Annotated in this window: 18 protein-coding genes; 11 read left to right on the forward strand and 7 right to left on the reverse strand. The window is 74.1% G+C overall.

Annotated elements, in window-relative coordinates:
• The first annotated feature begins 148 nt into the window (after positions 1-148).
• Entirely contained in the window at positions 149-1024 is an 876-nt protein-coding gene (locus tag ACYVM4_RS16060; protein WP_368822542.1) for a serine hydrolase, read from the forward strand.
• 16 nt (positions 1025-1040) lie between these two features.
• Here ACYVM4_RS16060 and ACYVM4_RS16065 read toward each other — a convergent pair whose 3' ends face one another.
• Entirely contained in the window at positions 1041-2729 is a 1689-nt protein-coding gene (locus ACYVM4_RS16065; RefSeq protein ID WP_460669179.1) for an ABC-F family ATP-binding cassette domain-containing protein, read from the reverse strand.
• A gap of 379 nt (positions 2730-3108) precedes the next feature.
• On the opposite strand from ACYVM4_RS16065, the gene ACYVM4_RS16070 reads away from it, so the two are divergent.
• From ACYVM4_RS16070 to ACYVM4_RS16090, 5 genes are all read left to right on the forward strand, one after another.
• On the forward strand, positions 3109-4212 hold the full coding sequence (locus ACYVM4_RS16070; RefSeq protein WP_460669180.1) for a glutamate--cysteine ligase: 1104 nt from the start codon (positions 3109-3111) through the stop codon (positions 4210-4212).
• Positions 4213-4505: 293 nt separating this feature from the next.
• Complete coding sequence (locus ACYVM4_RS16075; RefSeq protein ID WP_460669181.1) at positions 4506-4931, forward strand: LysR substrate-binding domain-containing protein; 426 nt, start codon at positions 4506-4508, stop codon at positions 4929-4931.
• A 93-nt stretch (positions 4932-5024) separates the two neighbouring features.
• The gene (locus ACYVM4_RS16080) at positions 5025-5348 is read left to right on the forward strand and encodes a hypothetical protein (protein WP_460669182.1); all 324 of its coding nucleotides are present in this window, start codon (positions 5025-5027) and stop codon (positions 5346-5348) included.
• Between the two features lie 24 nt (positions 5349-5372).
• Positions 5373-5984 (forward strand): AraC family transcriptional regulator, encoded by a 612-nt coding sequence (locus ACYVM4_RS16085; protein ID WP_460669183.1) that lies wholly within the window; start codon positions 5373-5375, stop codon positions 5982-5984.
• Between the two features lie 6 nt (positions 5985-5990).
• A complete protein-coding gene (locus ACYVM4_RS16090; RefSeq protein WP_460669184.1) occupies positions 5991-6953 on the forward strand; it encodes a helix-turn-helix transcriptional regulator in 963 nt (320 codons plus the stop codon).
• A gap of 98 nt (positions 6954-7051) precedes the next feature.
• Here the strand turns inward: ACYVM4_RS16090 and ACYVM4_RS16095 are convergent, their stop codons facing one another.
• Entirely contained in the window at positions 7052-7747 is a 696-nt protein-coding gene (locus ACYVM4_RS16095; RefSeq protein ID WP_460669185.1) for an SCO1664 family protein, read from the reverse strand.
• A 10-nt stretch (positions 7748-7757) separates the two neighbouring features.
• Positions 7758-8402, reverse strand: coding sequence for an MSMEG_4193 family putative phosphomutase (locus tag ACYVM4_RS16100; protein WP_460669186.1), 645 nt, complete (start codon positions 8400-8402; stop codon positions 7758-7760).
• A 156-nt stretch (positions 8403-8558) separates the two neighbouring features.
• Between ACYVM4_RS16100 and ACYVM4_RS16105 the strand changes: the two genes are divergently transcribed.
• Complete coding sequence (locus ACYVM4_RS16105) at positions 8559-9974, forward strand: sigma 54-interacting transcriptional regulator (protein ID WP_368822553.1); 1416 nt, start codon at positions 8559-8561, stop codon at positions 9972-9974.
• A gap of 69 nt (positions 9975-10043) precedes the next feature.
• On the forward strand, positions 10044-12032 hold the full coding sequence (locus ACYVM4_RS16110; protein ID WP_368822555.1) for a vWA domain-containing protein: 1989 nt from the start codon (positions 10044-10046) through the stop codon (positions 12030-12032).
• Positions 12033-12083: 51 nt separating this feature from the next.
• Here ACYVM4_RS16110 and ACYVM4_RS16115 read toward each other — a convergent pair whose 3' ends face one another.
• Positions 12084-13184, reverse strand: coding sequence for a DUF808 domain-containing protein (locus tag ACYVM4_RS16115; protein ID WP_460669187.1), 1101 nt, complete (start codon positions 13182-13184; stop codon positions 12084-12086).
• A gap of 225 nt (positions 13185-13409) precedes the next feature.
• Here ACYVM4_RS16115 and ACYVM4_RS16120 point away from each other — a divergent pair, with 225 nt between their 5' ends.
• Complete coding sequence (locus ACYVM4_RS16120) at positions 13410-14129, forward strand: alpha/beta hydrolase (protein WP_460669188.1); 720 nt, start codon at positions 13410-13412, stop codon at positions 14127-14129.
• Positions 14130-14246: 117 nt separating this feature from the next.
• Here the strand turns inward: ACYVM4_RS16120 and ACYVM4_RS16125 are convergent, their stop codons facing one another.
• From ACYVM4_RS16125 to ACYVM4_RS16135, 3 genes are all read right to left on the reverse strand, one after another.
• Positions 14247-14984, reverse strand: coding sequence for a gamma-glutamyl-gamma-aminobutyrate hydrolase family protein (locus ACYVM4_RS16125; RefSeq protein ID WP_460669189.1), 738 nt, complete (start codon positions 14982-14984; stop codon positions 14247-14249).
• 586 nt (positions 14985-15570) lie between these two features.
• A complete protein-coding gene (locus tag ACYVM4_RS16130; RefSeq protein ID WP_460669190.1) occupies positions 15571-16608 on the reverse strand; it encodes a zinc-dependent alcohol dehydrogenase family protein in 1038 nt (345 codons plus the stop codon).
• 113 nt (positions 16609-16721) lie between these two features.
• A complete protein-coding gene (locus ACYVM4_RS16135; RefSeq protein ID WP_460669191.1) occupies positions 16722-17099 on the reverse strand; it encodes a TIR domain-containing protein in 378 nt (125 codons plus the stop codon).
• Positions 17100-17813: 714 nt separating this feature from the next.
• On the opposite strand from ACYVM4_RS16135, the gene ACYVM4_RS16140 reads away from it, so the two are divergent.
• Together ACYVM4_RS16140 and ACYVM4_RS16145 are read left to right on the forward strand one after the other, a co-directional pair.
• Positions 17814-18548 (forward strand): GAF and ANTAR domain-containing protein, encoded by a 735-nt coding sequence (locus ACYVM4_RS16140; protein WP_368822562.1) that lies wholly within the window; start codon positions 17814-17816, stop codon positions 18546-18548.
• A 174-nt stretch (positions 18549-18722) separates the two neighbouring features.
• Entirely contained in the window at positions 18723-18947 is a 225-nt protein-coding gene (locus ACYVM4_RS16145) for a hypothetical protein (RefSeq protein ID WP_460669192.1), read from the forward strand.
• Positions 18948-19124: the final 177 nt, after the last annotated feature.

The raw sequence follows: 19124 nt of genomic DNA on the forward strand, positions 1-19124 counted from the left end.
CAATCCGGCACAAGGGACGGGCACGGGATTGGCGGAACATGCTCAGCAGAATTCCAGGAGGGCGCCGGTACGGTCGACAGCGGGACCGGCGCCGCCCGCCGGGGCGATCCGCCCTCGTCCCCGTCCGTCCGGGAACGAAAGGCGCACCGTGCGCACGAGCTGTCGAGGGACCCGAGCCCGCCCCGCCGCGGCACTGGGCGCCGCCCTCGCCCTCCTCCTCGGCGCGTGCGGCGGGGACGAGCTGGTGACGACCGCCGCCCCGACGATCGAGGCCGCCGCCGCGGACCTCACGGCGGACCTGGAGGATCTCGCCGCCGGCGTGCCCGGGGAGCTCGGGGTGGTGCTGCTCGACCCGGAGGGGAGAGAGGTGGTGGCCCGCAACGCCGACCGTCCGTTCACGAGCGCGAGCCTCTACAAGCTCTTCCTGGCCCATGCGGTCCTCGACGAGGCCGACCGGGGCGCCCTCGCCCTCTCGGACGTCGTGCCGGAGCTGGGCCTCTCGGTCGAGCAGGCCCTCGACGTGATGATCAGCTGGTCGGACAACGCCTCCGGTGCGGCCCTGGGCCGCTGGCTCGGATGGGAGGAGGTCGAGGCGTTCGCGCACGAGCAGGGCTTCGCGGCCACCACGTTCGATCCCGCCACCGGGTCGCAGGACGTCGTCGCGATGACCACCACGCCCGCCGACGTCGCCGCCCTCCTCGAGCGCCTGCGCCGGGGTGAGCTGCTCTCCGGCTCCTCCACAGCCCTGCTCCTGGGCTTCCTCGAGGAGCAGCACCTCGACTACGCCCTCTCCAGCGGCTTCTCCCCGGACGTCGGCTTCGCGCACAAGACCGGTCTGCTGGTGGACGTCTCGCACGACGCCGGGATCGTAGAGCTCGGCGGGCGCGACTACGTCGTCGCCGTGCTGACCGACGGGTGGTCCGACTACGAGGAGTCGGCACCCTGGTTCGGGGACGCCGGGCGGGAGATCGAGGCGTACGTGCGCGAGGACGCCGCCTCTCCCGTGCCGAGAGCGGCGCCGTAGCCGGCCGCGGAGGCGGTCAGGCCGTCCCGGGCCGCACCGGGACGACCCGGCCCCGCCAGCGTCGCCGGACCCACCGGTCGTGCGTGGCCAGCACCACCGTGCCCGGGAAGTCCTCCAGTGCCCGCTCGAGCTCCTCGGCCAGGGCCAGCGACAGGTGGTTGGTGGGCTCGTCCAGCAGCAGCAGCGGGGCGGGCTCCGCGACCAGGGCCGCGAGCGCGACCCTCCGGCGCTGCCCGGGGGAGAGCTCCCCGAGGGGACGGTCGGCGTCGCCGGCGCGCAGCAGGCCCAGCTCCTCCAGCGTCGGGGCGCGGTCGCCGTCGCGCAGCCGGGAGCGGAAGGCCGCCTCGGCCGTGCACGACAGGTCCGGCCAGGCGTCGTCCTGGGCCAGGCGGCCGACGACGACGGAGCCCTGCCGCTGCACGGTCCCGCCGTCGGGGCGCAGCTCCCCGGCCAGCACGGCGAGCAGCGTCGACTTCCCGGTGCCGTTCGGGCCCTCCACCAGCACCCGGTCCCCGGCGCGCAGCTCGAGGTCGGTCGCCGCCAGGCGTCCCTCGACCCGTGCCCCGGTCAGCCGGACCAGCGGGAGCTCGGCGTCGATCGCGGTGGCCGCGCCCCAGTCGAAGCCCGCGAAGCGCAGGGGTTCCGGCGGGGCGCCCACCGCGGTGCGCTCGAGCGCGGCCAGCCGGTGGCGGGCCGAGCGCACCCGGCCGCCGACGGTCTTGGCGGCGCGGTCGCCGTAGAACTTCCGGGTGATCCGCCCCTCGGACTTCGGGGCCGTGGTGTGGAAGATCTCCCGGCCGGAGACGTCGGCGATCTCCTGCAGCCGCTCCCGCTCCTGCCCCTGGGCGGCGAAGCGCTCGGCCCAGCGGCGGCGGGCGAGCTCCCGGTGCTCGAGGTAGGAGCTGTAGCCGCCCGTGGACGGCGTGCCCTGCCGGGGCGGCCCGCCGGCGGACTCGTCGGGCCCCAGGGCGGGATCGAGGTCGACCACCCCGGTGGCCACCTCGTCCAGGAACCAGCGGTCGTGGCTGGCCAGGAGCACCGGGCCCCGCCAGCCGGCCAGCTCGCCCGCCAGGAAGTCGACGGCGGCGTCGTCGAGGTGGTTCGTCGGCTCGTCGAGCAGCAGCGCCGTGGGCCGGGCCAGCATCAGCGCCGCGAGCGCGAGCCGGCGCCGCTGTCCGCCGGACAGCTCCCCGACCGCCCGGCTCCTGGGCAGCCGGGCCAGGCCGAGCCCGTGCAGGACCGTCTCGATCCGGGCGTCGAGGGCCCAGAGGCCGTGGCGCTCCGCGTCCCGGAGCACGGCGTCGTAGGCGTCCGCCGTCGCGGGGTCGCCGGGCTCCTCGGCGATCCCGGCGGCGAGCACTGCCAGCCGGTGCTCCAGGGCGCGGATCTCCGCGACGGACTGCTCGACGACCTGCTCCAGGGTGGTGGGGGCGGGGAGGTCGAGCTCCTGGCGGAGCAGCCCGGTGGCCTCGGGCCGGTGCACGGTGCCGGTGCCCGGCACGAGGAGGCCGGCGGCCACGTGCAGCAGGGTGGTCTTGCCGGCGCCGTTCTCCCCGATCAGGCCGATGCGCTCACCGGCGGTGACGGTCAGCGACACGTCGGTGAGGACCCGGCGGCCGGGGTGGCTGACACCGATGCCGTCCAGGCGCAGATGGGCGGAGCGGTGCGTGGCGGCTGTCGCCGCCGAGAGGGCGGTGGAGGTCACGGTGGGGTCCTGTCGATGCTGGGGGTGGGGCCCGCCGGGCGAGTGCGGCACCGGATGCGCGGAGCCCCCCGGGCTCCGATCGACGGTGCCGGCCGCGGACGCGGGCCGGGGCATCAGGACAGGAACATGGCCACCAAGTTACGCCCGCGCCCGGCTCCCGGCAAGAGCTCCGGGGGCCGCGCGCGCACCCCGGACGAGCAGGGCGACCACCTCCGGGACCACGAACGCCGGCAGCAGGAACCACCGTGCAGGTCGACGTCCGGGACCGGGCGCGGCACCCTCCCGGGACGACCAGTCCCCGCCCGCCGCCACGGACCCGCCGCCCGCGGGGCGGTGCTACGCTCCCCCCGAACACGTGCCGAGACGGGGAGGTTGCGGCGTGCGGACGTTCGGCGTGGAGGAGGAGCTGCTGCTCGTCGATGCGCAGACTCTGGAGCCGCTGCCGGCCGGGGAGCAGGCCGTGGGCCTGGGCGGGGCGGCCGCGGACACCGGCCACAGGCTGTCCACCGAGCTGCAGCAGGAGCAGATCGAGGTCGACTGTCCACCGCAGACCACCCTGGACGGGCAGCTGGCGGCCATCCGGACGGGACGGGCCCTGGCGGACGCGGCTGCCGTGCGGGTGGGCGGACGGGTCGTGGCCCTGCCCACCGCACCGGGCCCCGTGGCCCCGCACATCGGCCACGAGCGCCGCGCCCAGCTGGTCAGCGCGCGCTTCGGGCTGACCGCCCGGGAGCAGCTCACGTGCGGATTCCACGTCCACGTGGCGGTGGGCTCGCGCGAGGAGGGCGTCGCGGTGCTGGACCGGATCCGGGTGTGGCTGCCCGTGCTGCTGGCCCTGAGCAGCAACTCCCCCTTCTGGAACGGCGCCGACTCGGGCTACAGCAGCTTCCGCTACCAGGCCTGGAGCCGGTGGCCCACCGCCGGCCCGCCGGAGACCTTCGGCTCCGCCGCCGCCTACGACCGCCACCGGCAGGACCTGCTGAGCTCGGGGGTGCCTCTGGACGGGGGCATGCTCTACTTCGACGCCCGCCTGTGCGAGCACCTGCCCACCCTGGAGGTGCGGGTCGCGGACGTGTGCCTGGACGCCCGGCACGCGGCCGTGCTGGCGGCCCTCACCCGCGCCCTGGTCGAGCACGCCGCCCGGGACTGGCGCGCGGGAGCCGCGGCACCCGAGGTGCGCGCCTCGGTGCTGCGGGCGTGGATGTGGCAGGCCAGCCACACCGGGGTCCGCGGCCCCCTCGTGAGCCCCGTGACCCGGACGCTGCGCCCCGCCGCGGACGTGGTCGCCCAGCTGCTGGAGGTGCTCCACCCGGTGCTCACCGAGCACGGGGAGGCCGAGCAGATCGGCTCCGTGGTCGCGGAGATCCTGCACCACGGCTCCGGCGCCCGGCGCCAGCGCGAGGCCTTCCGCGCCGGCGGGGTGCTCGCCGTGGTGCGCATGGCGATCGAAGCCACCCACAGCACCGCCTCCCCCGCCGCGTAGCGCGGACGGGGGCCACGTCGCCGAGGCGACGTCCGCGCCGGTCGACCCTTCGGCGCAGCCGAACAGTCGTGCGGAACTCTTTGCTGGTCCTTCCCGGTGGACGCTTCCAGACTGGACGGCACAAAGGGTCGACGGCGCGGCAGCCCGGCCCCTCGAGGACGTGCTCACCGGCGCCGCCAGGCCCTGGAGGACTACCGGCGCCGGCGCCGCACCAGGCTGCGGGTGGAGTACTTGAGCACCGCAGGACGGTCCCTGGTCGTTCCCGCCGTGGCCGCCCCCACCCCGACGTCCAGGTGGAGCTGCAGCTGCAGCCCGACGGCGATCCCACCGGGCGGGTGGGCCTCGGCGAGGTGGACCTGGCCCTCGCGGTGACGGAGCTGCCCGTGCCGGCCGACGGCGTGACGTGGACGCACCTGCTCGACGACCCGTTCGACGTGGTGCTCCCCGTGGGCCACCCGCTCGGCGCGGAGGCTGAGGTCGCCCTCACCGATCTGGCCGAGATCCCCTGGGTCACCCACGAGGGGCCCCTCGGGACGTGCAGCCGGCGGGTCCTGGAGGCGTGCTCGGCGGCGGGCTTCACCCCGCAGTACCGGGTGGAGTGCAACGACGTCGACACCGCCATGGGACTGGTCGCCGCCGGACTGGGCATCGGCGTGATGCCCCGCCTCGGCCTCGTCCACCCGCACCCGGAGGCGGAGGACACCGGATCCGCCGGCTGATCCGGAGCACGGGCCGATCACGCCGACGTCACGATTCCGGGCGAGCGGGACCTGCCGTCGACTCCTCCCGCGGCCCGGCGTAGCCTGCGGACCATGGACTCCCAGGTGCACCGGTCCTTCTTCGCCACCCGCGACCCGGCCGAGGGCGTCGCGGTGCTCGACGAGGTCTTCGCCCTCCGGGGAGTCCGACGGTCCCCGGACGGCCTGTTCGACATGGCCCTGGCCTCGACCGGGATCGGCTCCGTGGCCTACGAGCGCGTGCGGTTGAAGGGCTCCTCGTGCACCGGCCGGACGGACGGCGCCGGCGTGCTGCGGGTGTGCCACGTGACGGCCGGCGCCCTGAGCGCCACCAGCGCCGGCGACCGCTTCCCCCGCACCGGGCCCTTCCTGTTCCCCCGGCGCACCTTCACCAGCTGATGGGACGAGCTCGAGGCGACCACCGTGTCCCTGGACCCCGCGGCGGTGGAGGAGCACGCCCGGCAGCTGCTGGGGAACGAGAGCTTCCGGCTGGCGTTCACCGGGTCCCGTCCGGTGTCGCCGGCCATGACGCAGTACTGGCACGGGACGGTCTCCCACCTGGCCCGCGACCTCCTGCCCGACGACCGGGCGATGAGCAGCCCCCTGGTCCGGTCCGAGGCCGCCCGCTCCCTCACCACCGTCCTGCTGCACACCTTTCCCGGCTCCTTCCTGGACCACGGCGAGGCAGCTGCCGGGCAGTCCCGCCCGGCTCCGTCCGCAGTGCGGCGGGCGGTCGCCCACATCGAGGAGCACGTGGCCGCCGACATCGGCCCGGCCGACATCGCCGCGGCCGCCAGGATGAGCGTGCGCGGGCTCCAGGCCGCGTTCCGCCGGGAACTGGGCACCACCCCGACGGCCTATCTGCGTGCCGTCCGGCTCGACGCCGTCCACCGGGAGCTGCTGGCCGCCGACCCCACCACCGGCTCGACCGTGGAGGCCGTCGCCGCGCGCTGGGGCTTCGCCCACCGCGGTCGCTTCGCCGCCGCCTACCGGGACCGGCACGGACAGGCCCCGGCCACCACCCTGCGGAGCTGAGACGGGATGCACCAGGAGACGGAGGCGCTGATCCACCTGAACGTGACGACCACCGACCCGGAGGTCGCCCTCGAGGCGCTGCGGCAGATCTACACCAGTGCGCGCATGGGCACGGTCGCCGACGAGTCGTCGTTCCTGTACGGCCAGGAGGTGCGGGGCGACGCCGACCTCAATCTGGGCCGGCTCACCTTCCGCGGCAGCATCACCGGCCGGATGGTGCTCGACGACGTCTTCTCGGTCGTCCTGCCCCGCGCGGGGGGCGTCGACTGGAGCATCGACGGCCGCTCGGGCGGCGGGCTCGGGGTGTTCCTGCTCCAGCCGGGCCAGGAGTACTACGGCGAGGTGGACCAGCTGCTGGTCGACTCGGTCAACATCGGCCGGTCCACGCTGCGCGAGACCGCCCGGACGGTCTACGGGGACGAGACCCTCGAGGTCGCGTTCCACGACCCGCGCCCGCGGTCCCCCGGGCGGGAGCGGCACTGGAGGAGCACCTTCGCGTTCGTCCAGCAGGTCCTGGCCGACCCCGCGGTCGCCTCCGTCCCCCTGCTGCGCGCCGATCTGCGGCGGCGGATGTCGGTGGCGACCCTGGAGGCGTTCGCCCTCGCGGAGGCATCCGGGTCCCGCCGCGCGTCGGCCGCCGGGCTGCACTCGGCCTACCGGCGCGCCGTCGAGTTCCTGCACGCCGCCGCGTCCTCGCCGATCACGGTCGAGGACGTCGCCCGGCACGCGGAGGTGAGCACCGTGGAGCTCACCCGGGCCTTCCGCTCCCACGCCGGGACCACGCCGGGCGCCTATCTGCGCGAGCTGAGGCTGGTGGCCGCCCACGACGACCTCGTCCGGGGCGACCCGGCCCGCGGCGACACCGTGCGCGGCATCGCCCTGCGCTGGGGCATGACCCACCCCGGCGACTTCGCGCGCCGCCACCGGCAGGCCTACGGCGAGAACCCGGCGGCCACCCTGCGCCGCTAGCCCGTGCCGCAGGCACAGTGCCACGGCCGCTGGCGAGGAGGGCGCGACGAGGCGCCCCGCCGTGGTCCGGCCGGTGACGTCGACCGGCCGGACCGCGCCTAGAGCAGCGGCCAGGGGATCCGGCGGCCGGTGGCGTCGACCGGCAGGACCGCCTCGTCGAGCAGCCGGCGCACCCGCCGCCGCAGCGCGGCCACCTCCGTGGCGTCGAGGAGCTCGGCGAGCTCGGCGGGGACGTCGTCGGCCAGCGGGGCGATGTCCTGCAGCAGGTCCTCGGGGACGGGTTCGCCGGAGAAGTCCCAGACGACGGTCCGCAGCTTGAACGCCGCCGCGAAGCACAGTCCGTGGTCGATCCCCCAGATGCGGCCGTCGGCGCCCCGCAGCACGTGGCCGCCCTTGCGGTCGGCGTTGTTGGCCACGAGGTCGAACAGCGCGATCCGGCGCAGGGCGTCGTGGGTGTCGGGGGCGGCGTCGTAGAGGGTGAAGTAGTGCTGCTGCGGGTCGTGCTCGACGAACCGCTGCAGGGACCCCGTGCCGAACGGTCCGTCCTGCCGCAGGACGGTGGGCGGGACGATGCCCCAGCCCAGGAACTCGCTCAGCACGTACGCGGCGCGCTCCCGCCGGTGCAGGCCGGGACGGAAGTCGATCAGCGGCCGCTCGCCCTCCAGGGGCTTGTAGATCCCCCAGACCGACTCCTCCTCGAGCGTGACCTCGACGAGCAGCGCCGAGTTGCTGCTCTCCCGGATCAGTCCGAGGAGCTCCATCCGGCCCTCCGTCAGGAGCACGAGCTCGCCCATCAGCGTCCGCTCACGACGCCCTCAGGCCGGCCAGCGGCTCGCCGGTGGAGTTCACCGTGAGCACGACCGGCGCCTGCCCCGGCGCGTACGAGATCGCCGAGACCGAGCACGGGCTGACCACGATGCGCTGGAAGAGGTCCAGGTGCGTGCCCAGGGCGTGGGCGAGCGCCGCCTTGATGGGGTCGGCGTGCGAGAAGCAGACCACCACCCCGCCCTCGTGGGCCGCGCGCACCCGGTCCACGGCCCCGACCGTCCGCGCCTGCATCTCGGGGAAGCTCTCGCCGCCGGGGAACCGGAAGGTGGAGGGCGCCCGCTGGACGGTCGACCAGGCCTTGAGCCGGGAGAGGCGGGAGAGCTCCTCGCCCGTCCACTCCCCGAAGTCGCACTCGAGCAGCCCCGGCTCCACGACGGCCTCCCGGCCCGTCCGGGCTGCGGTCGGCGCCGCGGTCTCGCGCGTGCGCTCGAGCGGCGAGGTGTACACCGCGTCGACGCGCACCCCCGCGAGCCGCTCCGCCACCCCGTCCGCCTGGGCCCGGCCGCGCTCGGACAGGTGCAGGCCGGGGGCCCGCCCCGGCAGGACCTTGCCCGTGGTGGGGGTCTCCCCGTGCCGCACGAGCAGGACGAGGGTGCTCCGTGGTGTCTTGCGAGTGACCATGATGCACCAGCGTACTGGCGGGGCCCCCGCGGCCACAGGGGCCGCCGTCGGTCATCGTCGTCGGTCGTCGTCGTCGGACGCCGTCGGGCACGGCCTGCGGCGGTGCCGGGGCCCTGTGCACGGGCCCCCTCTTGACGCCGGGGTTAGGTTGGCGCTGTGACTGATCGGAGCGATCACCCTGACATCCGCACGCTCGGCGAGCTCCGCGCCGCCGGCGTCGCCCACCGGACGCTGCGCGAGGAGATCCGCGAGAACCTCCTGCGCACGCTGGCCGAGGGCGGTGACCCCTGGCCGGGCCTGCACGGGCTCGGGCGCACGGTCCTGCCCCAGCTCGAGCGGGCCCTGCTCGCCGGCCACGACGTGGTGCTGCTCGGCGAGCGCGGCCAGGGCAAGACCCGCCTGCTGCGCACCCTCGCCGGCCTGCTCGACGAGTGGTCCCCCGCCATCGAGGGGTCCGAGCTCAACGAGCACCCCCTGGAGCCGCTGACCGAGGCGTCGCGGCGCCGGATCCTGCTCGAGGGCGACGAGTTGCCCGTGGTCTGGCGGCACCGGTCGGAGCGCTACGTCGAGAAGCTCGCCACCCCGGACACGTCCGTGGCGGACCTCATCGGGGACGTGGACCCGATGCGCGTCGCCGAGGGCCGGCGGCTCGGCGACCCCGAGACCATCCACTACGGGCTCGTGCCCCGCTCGCACCGCGGGATCGTGGCGATCAACGAGCTGCCCGACCTCGCCGAGCGCATCCAGGTGGCCATGCTCAACGTGATGGAGGAGCGGGACATCCAGATCCGCGGGTACGTCCTGCGGCTGCCGCTGGACGTGCTGGTGGTGGCCACGGCCAACCCCGAGGACTACACGAACCGCGGCCGGATCATCACGCCGCTCAAGGACCGGTTCGGCGCCGAGATCCGCACCCACTACCCGCTCGAGCTGGAGGACGAGATCGCCGTGATCCGCCAGGAGGCCGAGCTGATCGCCGAGGTCCCGGACACGATCCTCGAGACCCTGGCCCGGTTCACCCGCCTGCTGCGGGAGTCCTCCGCGGTGGACCAGCGATCGGGGGTGTCGGCGCGCTTCGCGATCGCGGGCGCGGAGACGGTCGCGGCGGCGGCGCTGCGGCGCGCCACGATCCGCGGCGAGGACGAGGCCGTCGCGCGGATGGTGGACATGGAGACGGCCACCGACGTCCTGGCCGGCAAGATCGAGTTCGAGTCCGGGGAGGAGGGCCGCGAGCGCGCGATCCTCGACCACCTGCTCCGCCGGGCCACCGCCGAGACCGTGCGCGGCCGCTTCCGCGGTCTCGACCTCGGGCCGGTCGTGGAGGCCTTCGACGGCCGCACGACCGTGTCCACCGGCGACGACGTCTCCGCCCAGGACTTCCTCGCCGGGCTCCCTGAGCTGACGAGGGACGACGACGACGGGGCCGCGACCGCCTACGACGAGATCGCCGCACGCCTCGGCGCGACCACGCCGGGGCAGCGCGCCAGCGCGATCGAGCTGGCGCTCGAGGGGCTCTACCTGGCCCAGAAGATCTCCAAGGACGCCGACGAGGCCGGCACCGTCTACGGCTGACCGCACGGACGGCACCAGGACCCGCACCGGGTCGCAGAGACGACGCAGAGAAGACACAGAGGGGGCGTCATGCCCGCACACCACCGGTCCTCGAGATACGGCCGGTACACCGGAGGACCCGATCCGCTGGCCCCGCCGGTGGACCTGTCCGAGGCGCTCGAGGCCGTCTCCGAGGACGTCATGGCCGGGTACTCGCCGGAGGACGCGCTGCGCGAGTTCCTCCGGCGGGGCGGCCGCGGCCGCGACGGCCTGGACGACCTGTCCCGGCGCGTGCAGCAGCGGCGGCGCGAGCTCCTGAAGCGCCACAGCCTGGGCGGCACGCTCGAGGAGGCGAAGAAGCTGCTCGAGAAGGCGCTGCGCCTGGAGCGCGAGCAGTTCCTTCGGGACGCCCGGATGGACCCGATGGACCGCTCCTTCCGGGAGATGCAGCTCGACGGGCTGCCGAGCTCCACGGCCGCCGCCGTCAGCGAGCTCGCGTCCTACGACTGGCAGTCCCCGTCCGCGCGGGAGGCGTACGAGCAGATCAAGGACCTCCTCGGCCGCGAGCTGCTCGACCAGCGCTTCGCCGGGATGAAGCAGGCCCTGGAGAACGCCACGGACGCCGACCGGGAGGCCGTGGCGGAGATGCTGCGGGACCTCAACGAGCTGCTCGAGAAGCACGGGCGGGGCGAGGACACCGACGAGGACTTCCAGGACTTCATGGCGAAGCACGGGGACTACTTCCCCGAGAACCCGCAGTCGGTCGAGGAGCTGATCGACGCCATGGCCCAGCGCGCCGCGGCGGCCCAGCGGATGCTGAACTCCATGTCGCCCGAGCAGCGCCAGGAGCTGATGCAGCTCTCGGCCCAGGCCTTCGGCTCCCCCGAGCTCATGGACCAGCTCGGCCAGCTCGACGCCAATCTGCAGGCCCTGCGCCCCGGTGAGAACTGGGGCGGGTCGGAGGACTTCGAGGGCCAGGACGGCCTGGGGCTCGGCGACGGCACGGGCGTGCTCCAGGACATCGCCGAGCTCGACGTGCTCGCCGAGCAGCTGGCGCAGCACCACCGGGGCGCCAACCTCGACGACATGGACCTCGACGCGCTCGCACGCCAGCTGGGCGACGACGCCGCGGTGTCCGCCCGGACCCTCACGGAGCTGGAGCGGGCCATGCGGGACAGCGGCTACCTGCAGCGCGGCGCCGACGGGGACCTGCGGCTCTCGCCCCGCGCCGTGCGCCGGATCGGGAAGGCACTGATGCGGGACGCCGCGCAGAACCTGTCCTCCCGGACCGGTCAGCGCGACACCCGCCTCGCCGGGGCGGCCGGCGAGCCCTCGGGCGCCACCCGGGAGTGGCAGTTCGGGGACGCCGAGCCGTGGGACGTGACCCGCACCGTGACCAACGCGATCCGGCGCACGGCCGCCGAGGGCGGCGACGCCCGGCGGGGGCTGCGCCTCGACGTCCGCGACATCGAGGTGGCCGAGACCGAGGCGCGCACGCAGGCCGCCGTCGTCCTCCTCGTGGACACCTCGTTCTCGATGGCCGCCGAGGGGCGCTGGGTGCCCATGAAGCGCACGGCGCTCGCGCTCCACCACCTCGTCACCACCCGGTTCCGGGGGGACCAGCTGCAGATCGTCGCGTTCGGCCGCTACGCCCGGGCCCTGCCGGTGGACGAACTCACGGGGCTGCCGCCGGTGCGGGAGCAGGGCACCAACCTGCACCACGCGCTGCTGCTCGCGACCCGGTTCTTCCGCAAGCACCCCTCGATGCAGCCCGTCCTGCTCGTGGTCACCGACGGGGAGCCCACGGCGCACCTGCTGCCCGACGGCGAGAGCTGGTTCTCCTGGCCCACGGAGCCGGAGACCCTGCGCGCCACGGTCGAGGAGCTCGACCGGCTGGGACGCATGGGGGCCCAGGCGACGTTCTTCCGGCTCGGCGACGACCCGGGGCTGGAGCGGTTCCTGCGGCGGATGGCCGAGCGGATCGACGGGCGCGTGGTGGCGCCGGATCCTGGGGATCTGGGCTCCGCCGTCCTGGACGAGTACCTCAACGCCCGCGCCGGGGACCCCGACGACCTCTGAGCGGGAGTCCGACGGGCCCTCCGAGGACGGACCGACCCGGCCGGGCCGCGGTCACCGGGCCGCGGTGGAGCCTCCGTCGGCCGGCGGGGTGGGGTCGGACGGGCCGTTGCCGTCCTCCCCCGAGGACGTTGCCGAGGAGGACGCCGCCGTGGAGTGCTTCCCGTGCTGCTCGCCCTGCGCCTCGTGGGCGCTGTGGGCGGCGTGCTCGGCCTCGTGCTCGCCCTTGCCGAAGGGCAGCAGCTCCCACACCAGCACCAGGACGGCGCCCCAGAGCAGGCCCGCGACCGCGGAGAAGAAGGTGTTCGTGAGCCAGGCGAGCGCCGCGCCGAGTCCGCCGGGGACGGCGTCGTGCACGAGGACCTCGACGTGGTGCACGGCCTCGTACGGCGCGTGCCAGCCCAGGTCGTCGAGGCCGACGAGGATGATGTGCCCGCCCACCCAGATCATGGCGGCGGTGCCCACGACCGAGATGACCGTGAGCAGCCCGGGCATGCCCTTGACCAGGCCGTGGCCGATCTTCTGCGTGGTCGGGGAGGACCGCGCGGCCAGGTGCAGACCGAAGTCGTCCATGCGGATGATCAGGGCCACCACCCCGTAGACCAGGACGGTGATGCCGATGGCCACGACCACCAGGATGGCCGCCCGCGAGAGCAGCGGCTCACCTGCCACCTCGTTGAGGGAGATGACCATGATCTCGGCCGAGAGGATCAGGTCGGTGCGCACCGCGCCCCCGACCATCGTGTCCTCGGCGCTCTTGCCCTTCTCGACCACCGGGGTCTTGGCCTTGGCACCGTGGCCCGAGACCTTCGACCAGATCTTCTCGGCGCCCTCGAAGCACAGGTAGCTGCCGCCGAGCATGAGGATCGGGGTGAGCAGCCACGGCGCGAACTGGCTCAGCAACAGGATGACCGGGAGGATGAAGACCAGCTTGTTGCGCAGCGAGCCCTTGGTGATCCGCCAGATGATGGGCAGCTCGCGGGCCGGGGAGACGTCCTGGACGTACTGCGGGGTCACGGCCGTGTCGTCGACGACGACGCCGGCGGCCTTCATGCTCGCCCGTCCCGCGGCCGCGCCGATGTCGTCCACGGAGGCGGCGGTGACGCGGGCGATGGCGGCGACGTCGTCCAGCAGGGCCATCAGACCGCCGCTCATCGGAGGACCTCCGGCGCGGTCTGAACAGGGGCGGGCGGAGCCGCGGTGGTGATCAGCATGATGACAGAGTAGGTCCTCGGACGCCCGGATGCGCCCGCGCGGGACGAACGGGCACCGATGTCCTGCTGTTCCCCGGCGCAGACGGTGCTCGCCCGGTGACCCGGTCCGCTCCGCCACGGGACCGGCCACCACCGACCAGGAAGCACCGACCAAGAGGCACCGCCCATGGACCCTGTTCCCCCGGCCGCCGGACCGGCGAGCGCGACACCGCACGCGGCGCCGCCCGCTCCGCACGTCGTCGTCCTCCCCGGCGGCGGGTACGCCCGGCACGCGGACCACGAGGGCGAGCCGGTGGCCGAGTGGCTCCGTGCGCTCGGCCTCTGCGCCGGTGTCCTCCGCTATCCCGTGCACGCCAGGCACCCCGCCCCCGTGGACGCCGTGCGCGCCGAGGTGCGCCGGGTCAGGGCAGCCGGGGCCGAGCGGGTCGTCCTGCTGGGGTTCTCCGCCGGCGGCCATCTGGCCGGGCACGCCGCGCTCACCGCATCGTCCTCGGGGCCCGAGCGGGTCGACGCCGTGGTCCTCGGCTATCCGGTGGTGTCCATGCAGCTCGACACGCACCAGGGGTCGCAGGAGGAGCTCCTGGGCCCGGACCCCTCGGCCGAGGCGCGGGCGGTCACGTCCCTCGACCGGCTGGTGACCCGAGCCGCTCCGCCCTTCTTCGTGTGGCACACCGCCGATGACGCGTCCGTGCCGGTGCAGCACTCCTACCTGCTGGCCCAGGCGCTGGCGCGCCAGGGGGTCCCCCACGCCCTCCACGTCTTTCCCCGTGGACCGCACGGTCTCGGCCTGGCCGGCGGCACCGGCGCGCCCGCGTCCTGGCCGGCGCTGTGCGCCGCATGGCTGGCCGGCCTGGCGGAGGACGTCACACCGTCCGCTCCTCGGTGACTCTCCTCGGTGGGGGACGCCTCCTCGAGCAGATCGGCCCGCTCGTGGTCCGGACGCCGCCCTTCCTGTCCGCGCCGCGGCGTGGCTCTCCGCTGCGCGGACAGGAGGCGGACCTGCTCATGCGGCCAGCACACGCGGCCTCGGGGCGCGGCGCCGGGCGGCCCCGGCCTGGGCCACGAAGGCGGAGAACAGCTTCCCGCGATCCGCGGCCGAACCGTGGGAGTCCTCCGGGTGCCACTGCACACCGATGGCCCAGGTGCGCTCCCGGTGCTCCGTCGCCTCGACGACACCGTCATCGGCCACGGCGGCGACGCGCAGCTCGGGGGCCACGACATCCACCGCCTGGTGGTGATCGGAGCGGACGGCGAGCCGGTGAGCACCGAAGACGGTGGCCAGTCTGCTCCCCGGCTCCAGGGCGACCTCCTGCTCCGGGCACATCGGGTCCCCCGGCTCACCGCGGTGCCCGTGGCCGGTGCCGAGATCCGGGACGAGAGTGCCCCCGCACGCGACGTTGAGCAGGTGGGATCCCCGGCCGATGGCCAGCAGCGGGACGTCGCGGTCGAGGCTCCGACCGAGGAGGTCCATGGTGTAGAGATCAGCGCGCCGGTCCACCCCGTACGCGTTGGGCACGGGCCCTCCCACGCCGTAGAGGGCAGGGTCGACGTCCCCGCCGCCGAGCACCAGCACCGCGTCCGCGGTCGCGGTGACCGCGGGGTCGGGCAGCTGCCGGGCACTGGAGTCGACTAGGATCGGCCGGGCTCCGGTGTTGACCAGGCCCTGCAGGGCGGTGCGGGTGAAGCGGCGCATCAGGTCCCGGGTGTGCGGCGTGAGGCCGGGGAAATTCAGTGACACCACGGTCGCCACGGTGGGTGCGCCGGCACGAAGGCTCCACAGTCCTACGGGAGTCACCTCGTGCGCGTTCAGATGAACGGCCTGTCGGTTCATGCGGTCGTCTCCTGTTCGATCGTGAGGTCCTCGTTGTCGGCCGGGGGACGGGCGCACGCGGCGCCGTCAGGCCGGTCGGAGAGAAGGTCGGGTCCGAAGCGTTCTCGGGGGCACCTGGTGGGTGGTTGCGGAGCTGGACGGTGGCGGTGGAGCCGACGGGGATCGGAGCGGCGGACACCGGGGTGAACGGCGGTCGCCCTTCACACGATGCACCGGGGAAGTTCACCTCCCCCGAGTGGTGCAGATCACTCTGCCGGAGACGGAAGGGGGCGCACCTCCTTTTCCGGGAGAACATTGCTGATTCTTCGCGATCCACGAAAATCGGCTGTCAGGACACGGGGCGGGGGTCCGGGTGGCGGCACCTGGTTCCTGACGCCGGGGCCGATCCGCACGCGCCCCCGCCCCCGGGGTCAGCACCGGGGTGCTCGATCGGCGCCGAGCGCGCAGCGCCCCCTCGGCCCAGGGCGGGACGCCCGCACGCCCCCTTCGAGCGGGTCTACAGCGCGGGGTCGATCATCGTCATGCCGGCGACCGCCGCGGTGTCGAACACCGGCAGCAGCGCTGCTGCTGCCTCGAGTCCGATGGTGCGTTCGATGAGCTTCTGGGGGTGCAGTGCGCCCTGCTCGATGAGCGACATCATGGCCGGATAGTCGGCCGCTGCCATGCCGTGGCTGCCGAGGAGGTCGAGCTCCCAGCCGATGACCCGCGCCATCGGCACCCGCGGGTGGCCCTCGACCGGCGGCAGCAGACCGATCTGGACGTGCCGCCCGCGCCGGCGAAGGCTGAGGATCGCGTCAGCGCAGGTCTGCTCGCTGCCCACGGCGTCGACGGCGACGTGGCTGCCCCCGCCGGTGAGATCGGCGACAGCCGCGGGGATGCCGACCCCGTCCGCGCGCAGCGTGTGCTCCGCGCCGAGCTCGCGGGCGATGGTGAGCGCTTCGGGGTTGCGGTCGACCGCGATCACCCGGCCGCCCAGCGCCCGGGCGATCATCACCGCGCTGAGCCCCACCCCGCCGGCCCCGACCACGGTCACCCACTCCCCTTCGGCGACGCGCGCCCGACCGGCCAGGGCCCGGTAGGCCGTGGCGAACCGGCACCCCAGCCCGGCCGCCGTGGCGAAGTCGACGCGCTCGGGAACGGCCACGAGATTCGTGTCGGCCCCGTGCAGGGCGACGTACTCGGCGAAGGACCCCCAGTGGGTGAAACCCGGTTGCTCCTGATCGGGACAGACCTGCGCGTTGCCGGACCGGCACCAGTCGCACCGACCGCAGCCGCACACGAACGGGACGGTCACCCGGTCGCCGGTCCTCCACCGCCGCACGCCCGGGCCCACCGCGGCGACCACTCCGGCCAGCTCGTGCCCGGGGACGTGGGGCAGCACGATCTCGTCGTGCCCTGCCCAGGCATGCCAGTCGCTGCGGCACATCCCCGTGGCCATCACCTGGACGACCACCCCGTGCGGCGGTGCCGTGGGCTCGGCAACGTCACGGACCTGGGGCTGACCTCGAACTGCCTCGACGACCACTGCGCGCATGCCCCAACTCTCCCACTCCCGTCCGGCACCGACAGGTCCCTCGCCAGAACGGTGCACCAGGCGCCCGCCGCCCGCCCAGGTCCTGGCCGGCGGCGCGGCGCTCGTCCAGTGGGTCAGAGGCGGTCGATGAAGTCCCCGATGTTCTCCCACGTCCAGGACTCGCAGCGCGCCGGGCCCATCTCGGCCGGCTTCGACCGGTGCTCGGTCTCCACCCACAGGCCCAGCAACGGCTTGCCCTCGTCCACCGCGCACCGGATCTGCCACAGCGCGGCGGCCGAGGCCGGTGTGGAGCCGCCGATCAACGCGATCACCCCGTCGCAGCCGCGGATCCGCTCCCGCACGTGCTTCTTCCACTCACCCGGGCGCGTCCCGTCACCGAGTGCATCCAGAACCCGGGCCTGGTCCCCCGCCCGGGCCCACTGGGTGGTGAACAGGTCCCGGAACAACTCGTCCTGCTCGGCGAAAGCCAGAAAAACCGTCTTCGGCGCCATTGCCGTCAACTCCCCACAGATCGAACATCAGTGCAACCGGGAGCCACCCTATGGGTCAGGGCCTTCTGACGCTCCGGCACCGAGCAACATGCCTTAACGAACTCCCCCGGCTGAGGGGAAACCGTCAGCACCGCCCTGTGAAGGTCCCGGCGCCGCCCACGGCCGCTGCCCATCGGCCTTCGTCCACCCCACCGCCTCCAGCAGCGCACCGGACGAACCCGCGGGTGCGCCGGCGACCCCCTGCACCACCGGCCCGGGCGGAGGAAGCGGCGAGGTGGCGTCACGACCGTTGCGGGACGACTCGGCGGGTCGCAACGGGCCACCGGTCCCGCGCAGCAGGCAGTAGGCTGGTCGGCAAGAAGGGGTCGGTGAGAGGAGGCGGCTTCTTCGCTGACGGACTCGGCAGCGGCCATCGCGCCAGCCCGGTCATCCCCGCCGAACGGCGCACGCCGTGTCCCTTGACCCTTCACCCGGTGAGCCGAGTTCCGTCCTCGCACAGTCGCACGGAACACTGCTGTCCGCGACGGATGGCACCACCGCGGTGGGCCGGCCCGGGCGGCTCAGCAGATGATCCCGGGCGCGACCGGGGCCGGGGCCCTGCTGGACGACGACGGCACCGGGCCACCCGTGGACCGACACCCACACCACCCCTCGCCGGGACGCCCTCCTGCGGCAGGGCCGGGGGCTCATCGAACCGCGACGAAGGAGACGATCATGACGGAGCACGGAACCGGCGGCAGCCCCCAGGCGGGCCTCCCTGAGCTGCTGCTGGAGTCCGAGGACATCGGCGGGTTCCTCGACGCCTTCAGCACCACCCTCGCCCAGGCGCTGTCCACCGACGGCGAGGAGGTGTGGTGCGCGGTGACCCTCTTGCGCCCCAAGCGCTCCGTCACCGTGGCCTCCTCCAGTCCCCGGGCCGAGGCCTTGGACGAGATCCAGTACCACTACGGTGACGGCCCCTGCCTGACCGCCGCCCGGGAGCACCGGGTGGTCTACCTCCGGGACACCCGCACCGATCCGCGGTGGCCGGCCTACGGACAGGCAGCCGCCGCCAACGGGATCCGCTCGGCCCTGGGGGTGCCCCTCGACCTCGGCGGGGAGGCCACAGCGGGTCTGAACGTCTACGCCGATGTCCCCGGCGCCTTCGATCAGGCGACCCTCCAGGTCGTCGAGCGCCGGGTGGCCGAGGCCTCCACCATCCTGCGCCTGGCCGTACGCCTTGCCCGCCACCGTGAGACCGAGGCCGACCTGCGGACAGCGATGGAATCCCGGACCACCATCGACCTGGCCGTGGGCATCGTCATGGCCCAGAACCGCTGCACCCAGGAGAGAGCCTTCGAGATCCTGCGGGCGGCCTCCAGCCACCGCAACGTCAAGCTGCGCCAGGTCGCCGCGGACCTGGTCGCCACTGTCAGCCGCGGACCGGCCACCACCCACTTCGACGTCTGACGAGCGAACTGACGCGACTGGGGTTCACGCTGCTGCCGATGTTCCCGGCAGTGAGAGCTGCACGCTGCTCGTGGATGCGATCTCCGGCGCCTGGTCGTCACCGGGTGCCTGACCGAGGCCAACCAGCACGTCCTGTATCCGCTGGTGCGCCGGGCCCGGACACTGATCCCCCCGGTGACCGTCAGCGTCGATCTCACCGCCGCGGGTCATGTCGAGGCGATCGCGGTGGACCTGCTGCGCTGGGCGATGGACCACGACGAGACCCTGGACGGGTGCAGCCCGGTGGAACTGCTCGTCCCCGACGCACTGCCCGCCCACGGGGACACCGCGTCCCCGCCGTACACCACCTGGAGGCCTCGGGGTGAGGCGGACGAGCACGCCCGTTCCCACGTCATTTGATCAGCACACTTCCATTTCCTTCCGTCCCTCACTAGCGTGGGAGCAGAGCCGGTGACGGAGGGCGCAGGATTTCGCGCCACGGCCGGGCAGTGCAGTCGATGACGGAGGTCAGGATGTTCTTGCACCAGCAGAAGCTCCAGTACAACGCCACCCCCGAGGCCCCGGACGCGGTGTACG

This window comes from Kocuria himachalensis (assembly GCF_054784195.1).

Bases quoted from the DNA above. Each gene is read 5' to 3' on its own strand.
- ACYVM4_RS16080 (WP_460669182.1), top strand. From the start codon at position 5,025: ATGGACTCCCAGGTGCACCGGTCCTTCTTCGCCACCCGCGACCCGGCC.
- ACYVM4_RS16090 (WP_460669184.1), top strand. From the start codon at position 5,991: ATGCACCAGGAGACGGAGGCGCTGATCCACCTGAACGTGACGACCACC.
- ACYVM4_RS16095 (WP_460669185.1), bottom strand. From the start codon at position 7,747: ATGGGCGAGCTCGTGCTCCTGACGGAGGGCCGGATGGAGCTCCTCGGA.
- ACYVM4_RS16100 (WP_460669186.1), bottom strand. From the start codon at position 8,402: ATGGTCACTCGCAAGACACCACGGAGCACCCTCGTCCTGCTCGTGCGG.
- ACYVM4_RS16110 (WP_368822555.1), top strand. From the start codon at position 10,044: ATGCCCGCACACCACCGGTCCTCGAGATACGGCCGGTACACCGGAGGA.
- ACYVM4_RS16115 (WP_460669187.1), bottom strand. From the start codon at position 13,184: ATGAGCGGCGGTCTGATGGCCCTGCTGGACGACGTCGCCGCCATCGCC.
- ACYVM4_RS16120 (WP_460669188.1), top strand. From the start codon at position 13,410: ATGGACCCTGTTCCCCCGGCCGCCGGACCGGCGAGCGCGACACCGCAC.
- ACYVM4_RS16130 (WP_460669190.1), bottom strand. From the start codon at position 16,608: ATGCGCGCAGTGGTCGTCGAGGCAGTTCGAGGTCAGCCCCAGGTCCGT.
- ACYVM4_RS16135 (WP_460669191.1), bottom strand. From the start codon at position 17,099: ATGGCGCCGAAGACGGTTTTTCTGGCTTTCGCCGAGCAGGACGAGTTG.
- ACYVM4_RS16140 (WP_368822562.1), top strand. From the start codon at position 17,814: ATGACGGAGCACGGAACCGGCGGCAGCCCCCAGGCGGGCCTCCCTGAG.